Source organism: Kluyvera sp. 1366, assembly GCF_054823405.1.
Genome location: NZ_JBTRDW010000007.1, coordinates 268749 through 286738 on the forward strand (window position 1 = coordinate 268749; position 17990 = coordinate 286738).

General features: G+C 55.5%; 14 protein-coding genes. 12 read left to right on the forward strand and 2 right to left on the reverse strand.

Features of this window, described 5'->3' with window-relative positions; translation table 11 throughout:
- Nucleotides 1–116: 116 nt before the first annotated feature.
- Nucleotides 117–2960, forward strand: coding sequence for a bifunctional diguanylate cyclase/phosphodiesterase (locus tag ACVLVH_RS17580; RefSeq protein WP_192412104.1), 2844 nt, complete (start codon nt 117–119; stop codon nt 2958–2960).
- A gap of 61 nt (nt 2961–3021) precedes the next feature.
- Here ACVLVH_RS17580 and ftnA read toward each other — a convergent pair whose 3' ends face one another.
- Entirely contained in the window at nt 3022–3528 is a 507-nt protein-coding gene (ftnA, locus tag ACVLVH_RS17585) for a non-heme ferritin (RefSeq protein WP_101761821.1), read from the reverse strand.
- Between the two features lie 238 nt (nt 3529–3766).
- Here ftnA and ACVLVH_RS17590 point away from each other — a divergent pair, with 238 nt between their 5' ends.
- From ACVLVH_RS17590 to mrdA, 11 genes are all read left to right on the forward strand, one after another.
- Nucleotides 3767–4870: an amidohydrolase gene (locus ACVLVH_RS17590; RefSeq protein WP_192412103.1), complete on the forward strand. Its 1104-nt coding sequence runs from the start codon at nt 3767–3769 to the stop codon at nt 4868–4870.
- Nucleotides 4871–5108: 238 nt separating this feature from the next.
- A complete protein-coding gene (gene prfC, locus ACVLVH_RS17595; RefSeq protein ID WP_192412102.1) occupies nt 5109–6698 on the forward strand; it encodes a peptide chain release factor 3 in 1590 nt (529 codons plus the stop codon).
- A 261-nt stretch (nt 6699–6959) separates the two neighbouring features.
- Nucleotides 6960–7574: a molecular chaperone OsmY gene (gene osmY / locus ACVLVH_RS17600; RefSeq protein ID WP_101761824.1), complete on the forward strand. Its 615-nt coding sequence runs from the start codon at nt 6960–6962 to the stop codon at nt 7572–7574.
- A 93-nt stretch (nt 7575–7667) separates the two neighbouring features.
- Nucleotides 7668–7829: a DUF1328 domain-containing protein gene (locus ACVLVH_RS17605; protein WP_007893192.1), complete on the forward strand. Its 162-nt coding sequence runs from the start codon at nt 7668–7670 to the stop codon at nt 7827–7829.
- Nucleotides 7830–8008: 179 nt separating this feature from the next.
- Nucleotides 8009–9061: a patatin-like phospholipase family protein gene (locus ACVLVH_RS17610; RefSeq protein ID WP_110867276.1), complete on the forward strand. Its 1053-nt coding sequence runs from the start codon at nt 8009–8011 to the stop codon at nt 9059–9061.
- Nucleotides 9058–9837 carry a TatD family hydrolase gene (locus ACVLVH_RS17615; RefSeq protein WP_192412101.1) on the forward strand — a complete coding sequence of 260 codons (780 nt, stop codon included), beginning with the start codon at nt 9058–9060 and terminating at the stop codon, nt 9835–9837. Before ACVLVH_RS17610 ends, ACVLVH_RS17615 begins: the two co-directional genes overlap by 4 nt.
- A 291-nt stretch (nt 9838–10128) precedes the next feature.
- Nucleotides 10129–10908 carry a deoxyribose-phosphate aldolase gene (gene deoC, locus ACVLVH_RS17620; protein ID WP_192412100.1) on the forward strand — a complete coding sequence of 260 codons (780 nt, stop codon included), beginning with the start codon at nt 10129–10131 and terminating at the stop codon, nt 10906–10908.
- A gap of 64 nt (nt 10909–10972) precedes the next feature.
- Nucleotides 10973–12295, forward strand: coding sequence for a thymidine phosphorylase (gene deoA, locus ACVLVH_RS17625; RefSeq protein ID WP_192412099.1), 1323 nt, complete (start codon nt 10973–10975; stop codon nt 12293–12295).
- A 94-nt stretch (nt 12296–12389) separates the two neighbouring features.
- Nucleotides 12390–13613 carry a phosphopentomutase gene (gene deoB, locus ACVLVH_RS17630; protein ID WP_101761829.1) on the forward strand — a complete coding sequence of 408 codons (1224 nt, stop codon included), beginning with the start codon at nt 12390–12392 and terminating at the stop codon, nt 13611–13613.
- Between the two features lie 33 nt (nt 13614–13646).
- The gene (gene deoD / locus ACVLVH_RS17635; RefSeq protein ID WP_008103284.1) at nt 13647–14360 is read left to right on the forward strand and encodes a purine-nucleoside phosphorylase; all 714 of its coding nucleotides are present in this window, start codon (nt 13647–13649) and stop codon (nt 14358–14360) included.
- A 206-nt stretch (nt 14361–14566) separates the two neighbouring features.
- Entirely contained in the window at nt 14567–16441 is a 1875-nt protein-coding gene (gene mrdA, locus ACVLVH_RS17640; RefSeq protein ID WP_192412098.1) for a penicillin-binding protein 2, read from the forward strand.
- A 74-nt stretch (nt 16442–16515) separates the two neighbouring features.
- On the opposite strand, the gene ACVLVH_RS17645 is transcribed toward mrdA, so the two are convergent.
- Complete coding sequence (locus ACVLVH_RS17645; protein WP_110867273.1) at nt 16516–17838, reverse strand: methyl-accepting chemotaxis protein; 1323 nt, start codon at nt 17836–17838, stop codon at nt 16516–16518.
- Nucleotides 17839–17990: the final 152 nt, after the last annotated feature.

Consider the following 17990-nt stretch of genomic DNA (forward strand, 5'->3'; position numbering starts at 1 on the left):
ATTTGTCTGCGGATGAATAGCGCTTGTCAGCGCTGCGTATTTGCGCTTAAGTCTGCTTGATAATTAAGAATTTTCTTAAGTTTCGACGATACCAGCCCAGCAATAGGCGAATAACAATGAATAATAACTCTGACGTCATGTACCGACTTTTGGTACAGAGCGTGGTGGATTACGCCATTTACATGCTCAAACCCGATGGCACGGTGGCGAACTGGAATAGCGGCGCGCAGCGCGCCAAAGGTTACACGCCCGATGAAATCGTAGGGAAGAATTTTGCGCTGTTCTACAGCGAAGACGATCGTAAAAACGGCGCGCCGCAGCGCGGACTGGCGACCGCAACAGCAACCGGGCGCTTTGAAACCGAAGGCTGGCGTTACCGTAAAGATGGCAGCGCGTTTTGGGCGCATGTGGTGATCGACGCCATCCGCGATGAGTTTGGTGAGCTGCTGGGTTTTGCCAAAATCACCCGCGACTGTACCGAGCAGCAAGAGCAGCAGCGTAAACAGCGCGAGCAGGAACAGCGCTTTCGCATGCTGGTGGAAGGCGTCAGTGATTACGCCATCTATATGCTCGACTTGGACGGCAACGTGGAAAACTGGAACGTAGGCGCACAGCGCGCGAAAGGCTACGTTGCCGAAGAGATTGTTGGACAGCACTTCTCACGCTTCTACAGCGCCCAGGATCGTAAAAACCATATCCCGGAAAAAAATCTCACCACCGCCTTCAAAACCGGTCGTTTCGAAGACGAAGGCTACCGGTACCGCAAAGATGGCAGCGCATTTTGGGCACATGTCATCATTGACGCGATTCGTGATGATGCCGGCAAGCTGATTGGCTACGCCAAAATCACCCGCGACTGCACCGAACAACAGGCGCTGCTGCGTAAACAACACGAGCAGGAGAAGAACTTCCGTCTGCTGGTGGAAGGCGTGCGCGATTACGCCATCTATATGCTGGATGTGCAGGGCCGCGTGGTGAACTGGAACAACGGTGCACAGCGCGCTAAAGGTTATCTGGCTGACGAGATTGTCGGTCAGCACTTCTCGGTGTTTTACAGTTCAGCGGAACGTCATGCCAATGCGCCCGAAGCTAACCTCGGCATTGCGTTGAAAACCGGGCGTTTTGAAGATGAAGGCTGGCGCTACCGCAAAGATGGCTCGGCATTTTGGGCCCACGTTGTTATCGAAGCGATTCATGATGAAAGCGGCAAACTGATCGGTTTCGCCAAAATTACCCGCGATATCACCGAACGGCGTGAGAACGAGCAGCAGCTGCTGCGCGCACGGGATCTGGCCCAGTCGCAGAGCGCGAAAATGTCGGAGCTGTCGGGTTTTCTCGACACCATCATCAGCAATATTCCCTCGTGCGTGATTGTTGAAGACGCCATCAGCCGTGAAATCCTGATGGTGAATGACAAAGCCGAGCAGCTGTTTGGCATTAATAAAGCGCTGATCATGCATAAGCGCCCGCACGAATGTATGTCGGCGGAGCTGGGGGATTACTTCAACAGCCTGGCGGATGTGGCGCTGCGCAGCGAAGGCATTCACTCGCGCGAACAGCTGCTGCTGACGGCGGGCGGCGAGCGCATTCTGCATACGCGCGCCACCACCATTAGCGGCAAAGATATGCGTCAGAACTACGTGATGCTGATTGTTGAGGATGTGACCGACCAGCGTGAAGCCGATGCGCGCATTCGTCACATGGCACATCACGACAATCTCACCAGCCTGCCGAACCGCGTGCTGTTCCGCCAGAAGCTGAGTGAAGCGCTGCGCGTCGACAGTCAGAACCACCAGGTCAGCGCCACGCTGTGTCTCGATCTTGATAACTTCAAAAACGTCAACGATGCACTCGGCCACCAGATTGGTGATGACCTGCTGCGCGTGGTCGCAAAACGCCTGCGCAGCGCGCTGCGCGATCACGATACGCTGGCGCGCATTGGCGGCGATGAGTTTGCCATTGTGTTACCCAATGTTCGTGCTGCCGATGAAGCGGCGGTGGTGGCGCAGCGGCTGATCGAGGCGATTCGTCCGCCGATCAACGTTGAAGGGCATAATCTGTCGGTGGGCTTGAGCGTTGGCATCGCGCTCACCTCGCAGGCCACCAACACGCCGGAGCATATGCTGCGCTGCGCCGATATGGCGCTGTACGAAGCCAAACGTAATGGCCGCAATCGCTTCGAACACTTCACCATTGAGATGGACAATCAGGCGCGCAGCCGTCGCGTGATTGAGAACGATCTGCGTGATGCGATTTCTGGTCGTCAGCTTAAGCTTTACTATCAGCCGATTACCAACGAGCAGGGCATCATCGGCTATGAAGCGCTGATGCGCTGGCATCACCCGATCAAAGGGCTGATCATGCCGAACGATTTCATCCCGATCGCTGAAGAGACCGGTTTGATTCACATGCTCGGCGCCTATGCGCTGTATGAAGCCTGCCGCGAAGCGCAGAGCTGGAACACCGAACAATCGGTGTCGGTGAACCTGTCGCCGCTGCAGTTTAAAAACAGCTCGCTGGTGTCGGTGGTGGAAGGTGCGCTGCGGGAATCCGGGCTGGCGCCGCATCGGCTGGAAGTGGAGATCACCGAATCAGTGCTGCTGGACGACACGCTCGGTAATATCCGCACCTTGCAGAGTTTGAAAACGCTTGGCGTGCAGATTGCGCTGGATGATTTCGGCACCGGCTACTCATCGCTCAGTTATCTGCGTTCATTCCCGTTCGACAAAATCAAAATCGATAAGTCGTTTATCAACGATATGGGCGACAGCCGCGAGGCGCTGGCGATTATCCGCGCCATTACCGGCATGAGCCGCAGCCTCGATATTCAAATTACCGCTGAAGGCGTGGAGAACGGCGAGCAGTTTGCGAAGCTGCGCGAAGAGGGGTGTACGCTATTCCAGGGCTATTTCTTTGGCCGTCCGCAGCCGTCGGAGTTGCGGTTGAAAGAGTTGGAATAGGCATAAAAAAACGCCCGACATGTCGGGCGTTCTCAATTTTTGCTGTGTGTAATCTTTATTATTATGCGCCGTGGCCGTCGACGGACATGTGGCCGAGATCTTTGTCCACCAGGAACAGGCCTTCGCCTTTGTTGCCGACCATCGCCAGTTTATCCAGCACGGTTTTGAACAGCTTCTCTTCTTCATGCTGCTCGGCAACGTACCACTGCAGGAAGTTGAAGGTTGAGTAATCCTGGGTGGTTAAGGCGGTGTGCACCAGCTCGTTGATTTTTTTGGTAATCAGCTGCTCATGCTTCAGCGCTTCTTCCAGCACGTCGTTCAGTGAAGTCCAGCTAATCGCTGGCGCCGCAATGCTGCCCAGCACCGGCAAAGCGCCGGCATCGCTGACGTAATCGAACAGCTTCTGCATGTGCTGCATCTCTTCGCGAGAATGCATTTTCAGGAATGAAGCGGCACCTTCATAGCCTTTATCGCTGCACCAGGCACTCATCTGCAGATAGAGGTTGGCAGAGAAGAATTCGAGGTTCAGTTGGTCGTTTAAACGCGAGGTCATTTCAGCAGTTAACATGGCTGAGTCCTTTTTAATTTGTCAGGTGAAGTACGGCGAATTATGCATCAATCTATACTTTTTTGTGAAGGGTTTTTCGCAAAAAGGTTGAATTTATCTTATTGATTGTAAATGGAATTATTCCACATGTTGAATGCGAGGAGTTCTCATTTTTGACTAATTTTCATTCACGCTGGATTGATTATAGCTGCGCATCGGGCGATGCTGAGGCTTGCCTTTACTTGTCAGGAGCTTAGCGGTGTCGAACGTCTTAGAGCATTACCATTTTCTGCATGAAATTCCCGAACTGGGTTTTCAGGAATTCAAGACCTCTGCTTATATTGCCGATCAGCTGGAGAGCGCCGGAATTAAGGTGACGCGCGGCATCAATAACACCACCGGCATGGTGGCGGAAATCGACAGCGGCGTGCCCGGTCCGGTGCTGGCGCTGCGTGCGGATATGGATGCGCTCGGCCACATCATTGATGGCGTAGCCTGTGCGCGTCACACCTGCGGCCACGATGGCCATTCGTCGGTGGTGCTGACGGCAGCGCAAGAGCTGATGAAAGAGGGCGCGATCAAGAAAGGGCGGCTCAGGCTGCTGTTCCAGCCGGCGGAAGAGCTCGGTGCGGGTGCGCTGGCGATGATTGAGGGCGGCGCGCTGGAGGATGTGGAGATGATTCTCGGCTTCCATGTGCGTCCGCTGGAAGAGTGTCATGTGGGACAGGCGACGCCAGCGGTGATTTACTCCGCCTGCAGCACGCTGGAAGCCACCATCAAAGGTGCACCGGCGCATGCGGCGCGTCCGCATTTGGGCGTCAACGCGCTGGATGCGGCGGTGCAAGCGGTACAGGCCGTCAACGCCATCCATCTGCCGCCGGGTTTGACCTGGAGCGTGAAAGCTACACGCTTTCTGTGCGATGCGGGCGTGACCAACTCGGTGCCGGATGAGGCGCGCGTGGTGTGGGATCTGCGTTCGCAGGAAAACGCGCCAATGGCGGTGCTGAAAGAGAAAGTCACGCTGGCGATTCAGCACAGCGTGGCGGCGCTGGGTGCTACAGCGGACGTGGTGGTGCTAAAAGAGATGCCGGCGGCAGAAATTCATGAGGAAGCCACGGCGGTGATTCGCGCGGCGATTATCGACGTGCTGGGCGAAGCCGGTTTGCTGGATACCAAAACCACGCCGGGCAGCGAAGATTTCTTCTATTACCCGGTGAAAAACCCGCAGGTTAAAGCCGGTTTCTGGGGATTGGGAACCAATCTGGTGCCGGGTTTACATCATCCTGAGATGCGCTTTGAGCTGAGCTCGCTGGAGATTGGCGTGAAGATCTTCAAGGCGGCAGTGGTGCGGGTGTTGGGGTGATTAGAGGGTCAGGGTGAGGGCTATTAGGGCACCGATTCCCCCTTTCTGCGAAATATTGTATGCTATGCCGCCTCAATGCTGACGGGATTCAGGACTGCCGCCAATGTAGATCGCACACCTCTTGCTGTGAACCGACGCCACTGCGTCGCCATTGGCCGCGTTATCCTGCGGAATGACCTCGAAACGATTTATTCGCAGCGCGCTGTCCGCGTGTTGCCCTTGAAGAAGAATTCACTCAATGTCTAATGCCTCCTTTTTAGAAGAAGTGGCGCGCCGCCGTACCTTTGCGATCATCTCGCATCCGGACGCCGGTAAAACCACAATCACCGAAAAAGTGCTGCTGTTCGGACAGGCGATTCAAACCGCCGGTACCGTCAAAGGCCGCGGCTCCAACCAGCATGCGAAATCGGACTGGATGGAGATGGAGAAACAACGTGGTATATCCATTACCACCTCGGTGATGCAGTTCCCGTATCGCGACAGCCTCGTGAACCTGCTGGATACGCCAGGACACGAAGACTTCTCTGAAGATACTTACCGTACGCTGACGGCGGTTGACTGCTGTTTGATGGTGATCGACGCCGCGAAAGGTGTTGAAGATCGCACCCGCAAGCTGATGGAAGTCACGCGCCTGCGCGATACGCCAATCATCACCTTTATGAACAAACTCGACCGTGACATCCGCGATCCCATGGAGCTGCTGGATGAAGTGGAGAGTGAGCTGAAAATCGCCTGCGCACCTATTACCTGGCCGATTGGCTGCGGCAAGTTGTTCAAAGGGGTTTATCACCTCTACAACGACGAAACTTACCTGTATCAAACCGGTAAGGGCCACACCATTCAGGAAGTGCGCATTGTTAAGGGGCTGGCGAATCCAGAACTGGATGCCGCAGTAGGCGAAGATCTGGCACAGCAGCTGCGCGATGAGCTGGAGCTGGTGCAGGGCGCTTCGCACGAGTTCGATCAGGAGCTGTTCCTGAGTGGCAAAATCACGCCGGTGTTCTTCGGCACCGCGCTGGGTAACTTCGGCGTTGATCATATGCTGGATGGCCTGGTTAGCTGGGCGCCGCGTCCAATGCCGCGCAACACCGACGCGCGTTTGGTGGAAGCAAAGGAAGAGAAATTTAGCGGCTTCGTGTTTAAGATCCAGGCAAACATGGACCCGAAGCACCGCGACCGCGTCGCCTTTATGCGTGTGGTATCCGGCAAGTACGAAAAAGGCATGAAGCTGCGTCAGGTGCGTACCGGTAAAGATGTGGTGATTTCCGATGCACTGACCTTTATGGCTGGCGACCGTTCGCACGTAGAAGAAGCCTATCCGGGCGACATCATTGGTCTGCACAACCACGGCACCATTCAGATTGGCGACACCTTTACGCAGGGTGAAAACATGAAGTTCACCGGCATTCCGAACTTCGCGCCAGAGCTGTTCCGCCGTATCCGTCTGCGCGATCCGCTGAAGCAGAAACAGCTGCTGAAAGGGCTGGTTCAGCTGTCGGAAGAGGGCGCGGTGCAGGTGTTCCGTCCGGTGCACAACAACGATTTGATCGTGGGCGCGGTCGGTGTGCTGCAGTTCGAAGTGGTGGTGGCGCGCCTGAAAAGCGAATATAACGTTGAAGCGATCTACGAAGCCATCAATGTCTCAACCGCTCGCTGGGTTGAGTGTGATGATGCGAAGAAATTCGACGATTTCCAGCGCAAAAACGAAGTGAACCTGGCGCTTGATGGCGGTGATAACCTCACGTATATCGCGCCAACCATGGTGAACCTCAACATCACTCAGGAACGCTATCCTGACGTGAGATTCCGCAAAACGCGCGAGCACTAATCGCCGCTACCAGCAGGGCCTGTGATTTTCACTGGCCCTGTTTTGTTTGTTACAGACTCCTCCTAATTCCGCTGTTTTTTTCTCTTTTTGGCGATATATCAACCACAAGAGCCAGCAAAAGCTGTAATCCCTACTACTATTATCCTGTCGGACGAGAAAAGAGACCTTTCGGGTTTCATTACGTCCAGTAACTCAGCAACGCCGTTCGTTGCTGGCGCATCCGCGATAACGGATGAGTTAACTGATAGAAGGATGATATCGATGAATAAGACTAAGATTGCTAAAACCCTGATTGCTGCCCTGGCTGGTTCTGCTCTGCTGAGCGGTGCGGCATTTGCAGATGAATCACTGTCGCAGAAAGCACAGCAAACCTCCGACAGCGCGGGTGCGAAGATCGATAGCTCTATGAAAAAAGTCGATGGTTATATGGATGACAGCGGCATCACGGCTAAAGCCAAAGCGGCGCTGGTGGATGATGACGCAATTAAAAGCACGGATATCTCCGTCAAAACGCACGATGGCGTGGTGACACTGAGCGGCTTCGTGGCTTCTCAGGATCAGGCTGAAAAAGCCGTCGCGCTGGTGCAGAAAGTCGAAGGTGTTAAATCCGTCAGCGACAAACTACACGTTAAAGACAGCAAAAATGCTTCTCTGAAAGGTTATGCGGGCGATACCGCAACCACCAGCGAAATTAAAGCTAAGCTTTTAGCAGATGATATCGTGCCATCACGCAACGTTAAGGTGGAAACCACCGACGGCGTGGTGCAGTTATCAGGGGAAGTGGCGAATCAGGCACAGTCCGATCGTGCTGAGAAGATCGCCAAAGCCATTGAAGGCGTGAAAAGCGTGAAGAATGACCTGAAGGTGAAATCTTAACGCGAGCGACTCGGCACCAGCAGGTGCCGTTTCGTAATAAAAACAAAGGTGTAAATAAGCAGTTCGATTTTCACAATGGTAAAGGAGAGGCTTATGTTTCGTTGGGGTATTATCTTTCTGGTCATCGCTCTGATTGCTGCGGCATTAGGTTTCGGCGGTCTGGCGGGTACGGCAGCATGGGCAGCTAAAATTGTCTTCATTGTCGGTATTATTCTGTTCCTCGTGAGCCTGTTTACCGGGCGCAAACGACCCTGACTACTTGCGTCTCAATAGACGCTAACCCGCGAGTCACCTAAAGCGGAGACCGGTCTTGTGCGGCATACTACGAATCCGCAACGATTGCAGAAGCAATTGGTCAGGGAACGACAATGACTGGTTCTCCGGGATGCTGCTTCGGCGACTCCCTCAGAGCAAGCAACACTGAGGGACATCCATTGGGCACACGTATACCGTTGACATTAGGTTCATTCGAACCGCTGGCTTTAACTCCTTTCAAATCAAATAAAATTGCCTTGGTGTGCGAAGGCGGCGGTCAGCGCGGCATCTTTACCGCAGGCGTGCTGGACGAATTTCAACGCGCAGGCTTCAATCCTTTTCAACTGTTACTCGGCACCTCGGCCGGGGCGCAAAACCTGTCGGCATTTGTCTGTGGCCAGCCTGGCTACGCGCGACGCGTGATCTCCCGTTACACCACCAGCAAACTGTTCTTTGATCCGCTACGATTCGTGCGCGGCGGGCACCTTATCGATCTCGATTGGCTGATCGATATCACCAAACAGGAATTCCCGCTGGCGCTCAACACCGCCGAAGGGCTGTTTGCCAAAGGCAGCGAATTCTATATGTGCGCCTGCCGCAGCGATGATTACCGCGCCGAGTACTTCAACCCGATCAGCACCAACTGGCACGACATCCTAAAAGCGTCCAGCGCGATCCCCGGTTTTTACCGCAGCGGCGTGCAGATGGATGGCGTGAGCTATCTTGACGGCGGCATCAGTGATGCCATTCCGGTACGAGAAGCTGCGCGCCGTGGCGCGGATACCATTGTGGTGATCCGCACCGTGCCGTCGCAGGTGTCCTACACGCCGAAGTGGTTTAAACGCATGGAGCGCTTTTTGTCCGACAGCGCATTGCAGCCGATGATCAACATCCTGCATCAGCATGAAGAGAGCTATCGCGAGATTCAGCAGTTCATCGAGCAGCCGCCGGATAATCTGCGCATCATCGAAATCTGTCCGCCGAAACCGCTGGCGAGCATGGCGCTTGGCAGCCGCTTGTCATCGCTGAATCAGGATTACCATTTAGGCCGACGCAGCGGGCGCTATTTCCTCGCCACGCTTGGTCAATGGTTGAGTGATGCTGAGCCGCTGGTGCGTTCAACCACGGTTACGCCGCCGGCAGCGGTGGCGAATGCGCCCGACAATCGCCCACTGATTACGCCCGCGCTGGCGGAAAACGATGCCGATTTTGATAAAGGTTCGCTGGCATGAAGTTTATCGACACGCATTGCCACTTCGATTTTCCGCCGTTCGTTGATGATGCGCACGCCAGCATTGCACGCGCTGCGCAGGCCGGGGTGGAACGCATCATTGTACCGAGCGTGGATGCCAGCCGTTTCGCGCTTGTGACGCAACTGGCTCAGCAGCATCCGGCGCTGTATGCCGCGCTGGGCCTGCATCCAATCAATATTGCTGAGCATCAGGAAGATGCGCACCTTGATGAATTAGCGCGCTGGCTGAAAAAGCCGGATAGCAAGCGTGTGGCGATCGGCGAGATCGGCCTCGATCTCTATATGGACGATGCGCAATTTGCCAAACAGACGCGGCTGCTCGATAAGCAGCTCAAGCTGGCGAAGCAGTATGATCTGCCAGTGATTCTGCACTCGCGCCGCACCCACGATCAATTAGCGCTGCATTTACGTCGTCACGATCTGCCGCGTCGCGGCGTGGTTCACGGTTTTGCGGGCAGCCAGCAGCAGGCGGAGCGCTTTATTCAGCTTGGCTATGCCATTGGCGTTGGCGGCACCATCACCTATGAACGCGCCAGTAAAACCCGCAACACCATCGCCAACCTGCCGCTCAAGGCGTTATTACTGGAAACCGACGCGCCCGATATGCCGCTGCACGGTTTTCAGGGCCAGCCCAATCGTCCGGAGCGGGCGCGCAACGTGTTTGACGTGCTGTGTCAGTTACGCAGCGAATCCCCTGAAGCGATCGCCGATGCGCTGTGGCATAACAGCCAGCAGCTGTTCGCCTTGCCTGCCTGATTCTCACCCGACAGATTCTGCATTTACGCTGCCTTACGCCTGATTAGCTACATTGATAAAGCTGAGAGTACACTTTTGCGTCCATTTTTGTGATAATAATAACAATGGCCATCACGGCGCATTCCCGCTTGGTTAGCAATTATTTGTGATAATCATCACTAAATGATTGTATTTAAATGACAGGTTTTCTTTTTCGTGTGACGTGAAGCGCAATTCATTGTCACGGTAGTTGTTAGAATTATCACATTCCCCGGTGGGTTGTGCCCGCCGATCTGAATTTTGGAGAGCATCATGACCGACCTGAAAGCAGCAGCACAGCGCGCATTGCAACTGATGGATTTAACCACCCTGAACGAAGACGACACCGACGAGAAGGTGATCGCGCTGTGCCGTCAGGCGAAATCCCCAGCCGGTAACACCGCTGCCATCTGCATCTATCCGCGTTTCATCCCGGCAGCGCGTAAAGCGCTGCGCGAGCAGGGCACGCCGGAAATCCGCATCGCCACCGTCACCAACTTCCCGCACGGCAACGATGACGTTGAGATCGCGCTGGCCGAAACTCGCGCGGCCATCGCCTACGGCGCTGACGAAGTGGATGTGGTGTTCCCGTATCGTGCGCTGATAGCCGGTAACCGTGATATCGGTTTCGAGCTGGTGAAAGCCTGTAAAGAAGCCTGCGCGGCGGCGAACGTGCTGCTGAAAGTGATCATCGAAAGCGGCGAGCTGAAAGACGAAGCGCTGATTCGTGCCGCTTCGGAAATCGCTATCGATGCGGGTGCCGATTTCATCAAAACCTCCACCGGTAAAGTGCCGGTCAACGCGACGCCAGAAGTGGCGGCGATCATGATGCAAGTGATCCGCGACAAAGGCGTGAAGCAGCAGGTTGGTTTCAAACCGGCGGGCGGCGTGCGCACTGCGGAAGACGCGGCGCTCTATCTGCAACTGGCGGACGACATTCTGGGTGAAGGCTGGGCGGATGCGCGTCATTTCCGCTTCGGTGCCTCCAGCCTGCTGGCAAGCCTGCTGAATACGCTGGGCCACGAAACCGCGACCAGCAAAGCCGGTTATTAAGTTCACATCATTCTTTGTAGGGTCGCCATTTATGGTGACCTCTTTTTTATTCCGGGAGGCCATTGTGTTCCTGCCACAAGAAATTATTCGTAAAAAACGCGACGGCCAGGCGCTGAGTGAAGCTGAGATTCGCTTCTTCATCAACGGCGTGCGCGACAACAGCGTTTCGGAAGGTCAAATTGCCGCATTGGCGATGACCATCTATTTCCATGATATGACGCTCGACGAGCGCGTGGCGCTGACTATGGCGATGCGCGACTCCGGCACGGTGCTGAACTGGAAATCGCTGAATCTCAACGGCCCGATTGTTGATAAACACTCCACCGGCGGCGTTGGCGATGTCACTTCGCTGATGCTCGGCCCAATGGTAGCGGCGTGCGGCGGTTATGTGCCGATGATCTCCGGGCGCGGCCTTGGCCACACTGGCGGTACGCTGGATAAACTTGAAGCGATTCCGGGCTTTGATATCTTCCCGAGCGACGATCGTTTCCGCCAGATCATTAAAGACGTCGGCATCGCGATCATTGGCCAGACCAACTCGCTGGCGCCGGCCGACAAACGTTTCTACGCCACGCGCGATATCACCGCCACCGTGGACTCCATTCCGCTGATCACCGCATCGATCCTCGCCAAAAAACTGGCGGAAGGATTGGATGCGCTGGTGATGGACGTGAAAGTGGGCTCCGGCGCCTTTATGCCGACCTTCGAAGCCTCAGAAAATCTGGCGCAGGCGATTGTTGGCGTCGCCAATGGCGCAGGTTGTAAAACCACCGCGCTGCTCACCGACATGAATCAGGTGCTGGCTTCCACCGCCGGTAATGCGCTGGAAGTGCGTGAAGCGGTGCAGTTCCTGACCGGCGAGGCGCGCAATCCGCGCCTGCTGGAAGTGACGATGGCGCTGTGCGCGGAAATGCTGGTCTCCGGCAAACTGGCTGAGAATGACGCCGATGCGCGCCAAAAGCTGCAGCAGGTGCTGGATAACGGCAAAGCCGCTGAAGTGTTTGCCCGCATGGTGGCGGCGCAAAAAGGTCCGGTGGATTTCATCGAGCGCATGGACAGCTATCTGCCAGCGCCAACCCTGAGCAAAGCGGTATACGCCGATGGCGCGGGTATCGTCAGCGCGATGGATACGCGTGCGCTCGGCATGGCGGTGGTTGCGCTCGGCGGGGGCCGCCAGCGCGCCAGCGACAGCATTGATTACAGCGTGGGCTTGAGCGACGTGACCACGCTCGGCACGCAAGTTGACCCACAGCGTCCGCTGGCAATTATCCACGCCGCGTCGGAAGCGCAGTGGCAGCAGGCCGCCGCCGCCGTTAAAGCAGCCATCACGCTGAGCGACACTGCGCCAGCGATCACGCCGGTAGTTTATCGTCGCATTAGCGAATAACTGGCGCTTCTTCGTGCCAGGCAGCGGCCGTTCGGGTATACTGATCTGATCGCTTTTTTTTGACTTGTCATCGCGCATTGCGCAGGAGACTTGCATGAAACGTGCTTTTATTATGGTTCTCGACTCCTTCGGGATCGGCTCCAGCAAAGACGCCGATAAATTCGGTGATGAAGGATCGGACACGCTCGGCCATATCGCCGAAGCCTGTTTCGAAGGCCGCGCCAATGAAGGTCGCGAAGGCCCGCTGCACTTACCTAACCTGACCAAACTGGGCCTCGGCAAAGCGGCTGAGCTCTCTACCGGTCGTTTCCCGCCAGGCCTCGATCCCAACGCGGAAATCATCGGTGCGTATGCTTACGCCAGCGAATTGTCGTCCGGTAAAGATACGCCGTCGGGCCACTGGGAAATCGCTGGCGTGCCGGTGCTGTTTGATTGGGGCTACTTCAGCGATAAAGAGAACAGCTTCCCGCAGGCGCTGCTGGATACTCTGGTGAAACGTGCCGATCTACCGGGATATCTCGGTAATTGTCACTCATCGGGCACGGTGATCCTCGACCAGCTCGGCGAAGAGCACATGAAAACCGGCAAGCCGATTTTCTACACCTCGGCGGATTCGGTTTTCCAGATTGCCTGCCATGAAGAGACCTTTGGCCTTGACCGTCTGTACGAACTGTGTGAAATCGCCCGTGAGGAGCTGACCAATGGTGGCTACAACATCGGTCGCGTGATTGCGCGTCCGTTCGTGGGCGACAAAGCGGGTAACTTCGAGCGTACCGGCAACCGTCATGATCTGGCGGTGGAGCCGCCTTCAGCGACCATGCTGAAAAAACTGGTTGATGAGAAGGGCGGTGAAGTGATTTCGGTGGGTAAAATTGCCGATATCTACGCCGAGCAGGGCATCACGCAGAAAGTCAAAGCCACCGGCTTAGACGCGCTGTTCAACGCTACCATCGAGCAGATGAAGAAAGCGCCAGATACTTCGATTGTGTTCACTAACTTCGTTGATTTTGACTCAACGTGGGGACATCGTCGCGATATCGCCGGTTATGCGGGCGGACTGGAGTTGTTCGATCGTCGTTTGCCAGAGCTGATGGAATTGGTGAAAGAGGGCGACATTCTGATCCTCACCGCCGATCACGGCTGCGATCCAAGCTGGAAAGGCACCGAGCACACGCGTGAGCACATTCCGATTCTGATCTACGGCCCGAATGTGAAGCCAGGATCGCTGGGATACCGCGATACCTTCGCGGATATCGGCCAGACCATCGCAAAATATTTTGGCCTGTCCAGCATGGACTACGGCAAGAGCATGCTGTAAAACAGCGCCCCAAATTTAATAAGGAAAATAACCATGGCAACGCCTCATATTAATGCAGAAATGGGTGATTTCGCGGACGTCGTGCTGATGCCAGGCGATCCGCTGCGCGCAAAGCACATTGCGGAAACCTTCCTCGAAGATGTGGTGGAAGTGAACAACGTGCGCGGCATGCTGGGTTACACCGGGACTTATAAAGGCCGCAAGATTTCGGTGATGGGTCACGGCATGGGCATTCCATCCTGCTCGATCTACACCAAAGAGCTGATCACCGATTTCGGCGTGAAGAAGATTATCCGTGTTGGTTCTTGCGGCGCAGTGCGCGCAGACGTGAAACTGCGTGACGTGGTGATTGGTATGGGTGCCTGCACCGATTCCAAAGTGAACCGCATGCGCTTCAAGGATCACGACTTCGCGGCGATTGCTGACTTCGACATGGTGCGTAACGCCGTTGATGCCGCGAAAGCGCTGGGCGTTGATGCGCGCGTGGGTAACATCTTCTCCGCCGATCTGTTCTATACGCCAGATCCGCAGATGTTCGACGTGATGGAGAAGTACGGCATTCTGGGTGTGGAGATGGAAGCGGCGGGTATTTACGGCGTGGCAGCAGAGTTTGGTGCGAAAGCGCTGACCATCTGTACCGTGTCGGACCACATCCGCACCCACGAGCAGACCACGGCGGCTGAGCGTCAGACCACCTTCAACGATATGATTAAGATCGCGCTGGAGTCAGTGCTGCTGGGCGATTGATTTTTTCCCTCACCCTAACCCTCTCCCGCACGCGGGAGAGGGGATTGATCGAGCTCACATATGGCAGCGTCTCCCTCTCCCCGGGGTGAGGGCACCATCCCGTAAACATCTGACACACTTTTACCCAGGCTTGTGCATCTTCGTGCTGGCTCTGAAACAATCTCTGCTTATCATTAGCGTGATAACAAAGAGATTAAGCCCACCTGATGAATTTCCGTAATTTCGAAGCAGAAGAAAAGCTGTTTGCCCGCCGTGCGATTGTCGCTTTTGCCCTGGTTGTCATCTGCTTTACCATTTTAGGCATCAACCTGTATCGCCTGCAGGTCGATCAGCACAGCTATTACCAGACGCGTTCCAACGAAAACGACATCAAAATGATCCCCATCGCGCCCACGCGTGGATTGATCTTCGATCGCAACGGCATTCCGCTGGTGCGCAACGTCAGCTGGTATGACATTCACATCACACCGTACAAAATCGACAATATGCAGGAAACGCTGAAAGAGCTGACGCCGATTGTCGATCTTACGCCGGAAGAGATTGAAACCTTCGAGCATGAACTCAAACAGAACAGCCGCTACAAGCCGGTTGAACTGAAAGCGGAACTGACTGACGAAGAAGTCGCGCGCTTCGCCGTCAATCAATTCCGCTTTAGCGGCGTCACCGTCGATACCTATCAGGACCGTGAATATCCTTACGGTGCCGACCTGGCGCACGTACTTGGCTATGTTTCGAAAATCAACGATAACGACTACAAACGCCTGAACGCAGAAGGCGTTGGCGAGAACTACGCGGCTGACCACAACATCGGTAAGCAGGGCATTGAAGGCTATTATGAATCGCTGCTGCACGGCAAAACCGGCTATCAGGAAGTGGAAGTGGATAACCACGGCCGCATCGTGCGCGTGCTAAAAGAGGTGCCGCCGGTGGCCGGTCAGAACATCACGCTGACGCTCGATCTGCATCTGCAGCAGTACGTCGAGAGCCAGCTAGCCGGGCAACGTGCGGCGGCGCTGATTGAAGATCCGCACGACGGCAGCGTGTTAGCGATGGTTTCCGCGCCGAGCTACGATCCCAATCCGTTCGTCAAAGGCATCAGCTACAAAGCCTATAAAGCCCTGCTGCAGGATAAAGACCTGCCGCTGATCAACCGCGTTACGCAAGGCTTGTATCCACCGGCGTCCACCGTGAAGCCTTATATGGCGATGTCGGCGCTGCTGACCAAAGTCATCACGCCGAGCTTTACCCTATTTGGCGCGCCGACCTGGACGCTGCCGGGCACCGATCGTAAATATCGCGACTGGAAAAAAACCGGTCACGGCATGCTGGACGTCACTAAAGCCATCGAAGAGTCGGCGGACAGCTTCTTCTATCAGGTGGCGTTTATGATGGGCATTGATCGCATCCACACCATGCTGAGCCAGTTTGGCTACGGCAAATCGACCGGCATCGATCTTAACGAAGAGTACGCTGGATTGCTGCCGAGCCGCGAATGGAAGCAGAAGGTGCACAAACACGTGTGGTATCAGGGCGATACCGTTTCAGTGGGCATTGGGCAAGGTTATTGGGTGGCGACGCCGATTCAGATGGTGAAAGCGATGGTGGCGCTTATCAACAACGGGCGTGTGATCAATCCCCATCTGCTGGAGAAATCACAACGCGGCAAGGAGGTGCAGCTCTACCAGGCAAAACTACCGCAGCCGCAGATTGGCGATGCTAAATCGCCGTATTGGTCGCTGGTGCGCCACGCCATGTTCGGTATGGCGAATGCGCCGAACGGCACCGGCTACAAATACTTTCACACCGCGCCGTACGGCATTGCGGCGAAATCCGGCACCTCGCAGGTATTCAGTCTGAAACAGAATCAGGTGTATAACGCCAAAATGACGCCGATGCGCCTGCGCGACCACATCTTCTACACCGCGTTTGCGCCGTTTAACGATCCCAAAGTGGCGGTGGCGTTGATACTGGAAAACGGCGGCAACGAAGGCGTCACGGCGGCGCCGCTGATGCGCAATATTCTCGACCACATTTTTATGCCGGAAGCCACACCGCCGCCGGTGGCGACGGCGGCGCACTAAACCATGCGGCCTTGGCAGGTTATTGTCATGCCGCCTGGTTTGTGGGGTCGCGGTGCATTGCGACCTGCAACGCATCACTCCTCTCGCAATGTCGCGGTAACATGCCCAATCGCGCGCACCACTTCGCTGGAACTGTCACGAATATCCGCCATCATGCCGCCAGCTTCTTTCGCCAACCCCACGCCCTGATCGGCGCGTTTCAGGTTGGAGGCGATACCTTTCAGCGCTTTCTCCGCCAGCGTATGGTTCTGCTGCACCATGTTCTCAATTTCGGTGGTGGCGCGGTTGATGTTGGCAGCCAGCGTGCGCACTTCATTGGCCACCACGGCAAAGCTGCGACCATGCTGACCGGCACGCGCCGCTTCCACCGCGGCGTTCAGCGCCAGCAGGTTGGTTTGATCGGCAATCCGGCGAATACTCTCAACAATGGCGCCAATGCGATCCGACGACTGACTCAGATCGTTGATATCACCAGAAATGCCGTGCAGCTCGCCCGCCAAATCATTCATGGTCTGCACGCTGTTCTCAATCACCGTGGCGCCAAGGCGCGTGCTTTCGCTGGTTTGCAGCGCGGTTTGATACGCCTGCTGCGCCGCGTCGCGCTCTTGCTGATTCTTCTCCACCTGCGCGGTGACATCGGTAGCGAACTTCACCACTTTGTACAGCTCGCCGGTTTCGTTAAACACCGGGTTGTAAGTGGCGCGCAGCCACACCGTTTGGCCGCGCTTATTCACGCGCTGGAACTGGCCGGAGATAAATTCGCCCTGATTCAGCTTGTGCCAGAAGCGGCGATATTCGTCGCTGTTGCGCATCTCCGGCGGGCAGAACTGGCTGTGATGCACGCCGATCACTTCTGACGCGTTATAGCCCATGGTTTTCAGGAAGTTGTCGTTGGTCATCAACACTTCGCCCTTGAGATTGAAGGCAATCACCGCCATCGAACGCTCAATCGCAGTGGTCATGGCGCGCTGCTCTTGCGCATCCATGATGCGCGCGGTGATATCGCTCGCCAGCTTGACGATTTTAATCACGCGGCCGCTGCGATCCTGCACCGGCACGTAATTCGCCTCCAGCCAGATAGGACGGCTGTGTTTTGCCACGCGCAGGAATTTATCGCTGAAGCCTTCGCCGCGATTTAGGCGTCGCCAGAAGTCGCGGTATTGCGGTGAGTTGAGCATATCGGCGGTGCAGAACATGCTGTGATGCTGACCAACAATCTCTTTGAGCGTGTAACCCATGCGCTCGAGAAACAGCTCATTGGCGGTAAGGATCTTACCTTCTGGGGTGAATTCGACCATGGCGATGGCATCTTGTAATGAACTGAGCGTTGCCTTGCTGTGACCGCGTTTTTGCCACGCAAGGCGTGACAGTATTCCTGATGTAATAGTGCTGAACATGGTGGACCTTATTATTGGTATCGGTTGTCAGCAAGGTTATCGGCACAAGCGACTAAAAATTCACCTATACCAGCGATAGGCGAATGAATTTTTACCGGTTGGTCTGAAGGTTGCTGTAAAAGGCATCAGTCAGCTGATTTTTGCCGAAAAGC

What these genes read in the sequence shown, in the direction of transcription:
- ACVLVH_RS17580 (WP_192412104.1), top strand. Translation starts at nt 117, where the DNA reads ATGAATAATAACTCTGACGTCATGTACCGACTTTTGGTACAGAGCGTG.
- ftnA (WP_101761821.1), bottom strand. Translation starts at nt 3,528, where the DNA reads ATGTTAACTGCTGAAATGACCTCGCGTTTAAACGACCAACTGAACCTC.
- prfC (WP_192412102.1), top strand. Translation starts at nt 5,109, where the DNA reads ATGTCTAATGCCTCCTTTTTAGAAGAAGTGGCGCGCCGCCGTACCTTT.
- osmY (WP_101761824.1), top strand. Translation starts at nt 6,960, where the DNA reads ATGAATAAGACTAAGATTGCTAAAACCCTGATTGCTGCCCTGGCTGGT.
- ACVLVH_RS17605 (WP_007893192.1), top strand. Translation starts at nt 7,668, where the DNA reads ATGTTTCGTTGGGGTATTATCTTTCTGGTCATCGCTCTGATTGCTGCG.
- ACVLVH_RS17615 (WP_192412101.1), top strand. Translation starts at nt 9,058, where the DNA reads ATGAAGTTTATCGACACGCATTGCCACTTCGATTTTCCGCCGTTCGTT.
- deoC (WP_192412100.1), top strand. Translation starts at nt 10,129, where the DNA reads ATGACCGACCTGAAAGCAGCAGCACAGCGCGCATTGCAACTGATGGAT.
- deoB (WP_101761829.1), top strand. Translation starts at nt 12,390, where the DNA reads ATGAAACGTGCTTTTATTATGGTTCTCGACTCCTTCGGGATCGGCTCC.
- deoD (WP_008103284.1), top strand. Translation starts at nt 13,647, where the DNA reads ATGGCAACGCCTCATATTAATGCAGAAATGGGTGATTTCGCGGACGTC.
- mrdA (WP_192412098.1), top strand. Translation starts at nt 14,567, where the DNA reads ATGAATTTCCGTAATTTCGAAGCAGAAGAAAAGCTGTTTGCCCGCCGT.
- ACVLVH_RS17645 (WP_110867273.1), bottom strand. Translation starts at nt 17,838, where the DNA reads ATGTTCAGCACTATTACATCAGGAATACTGTCACGCCTTGCGTGGCAA.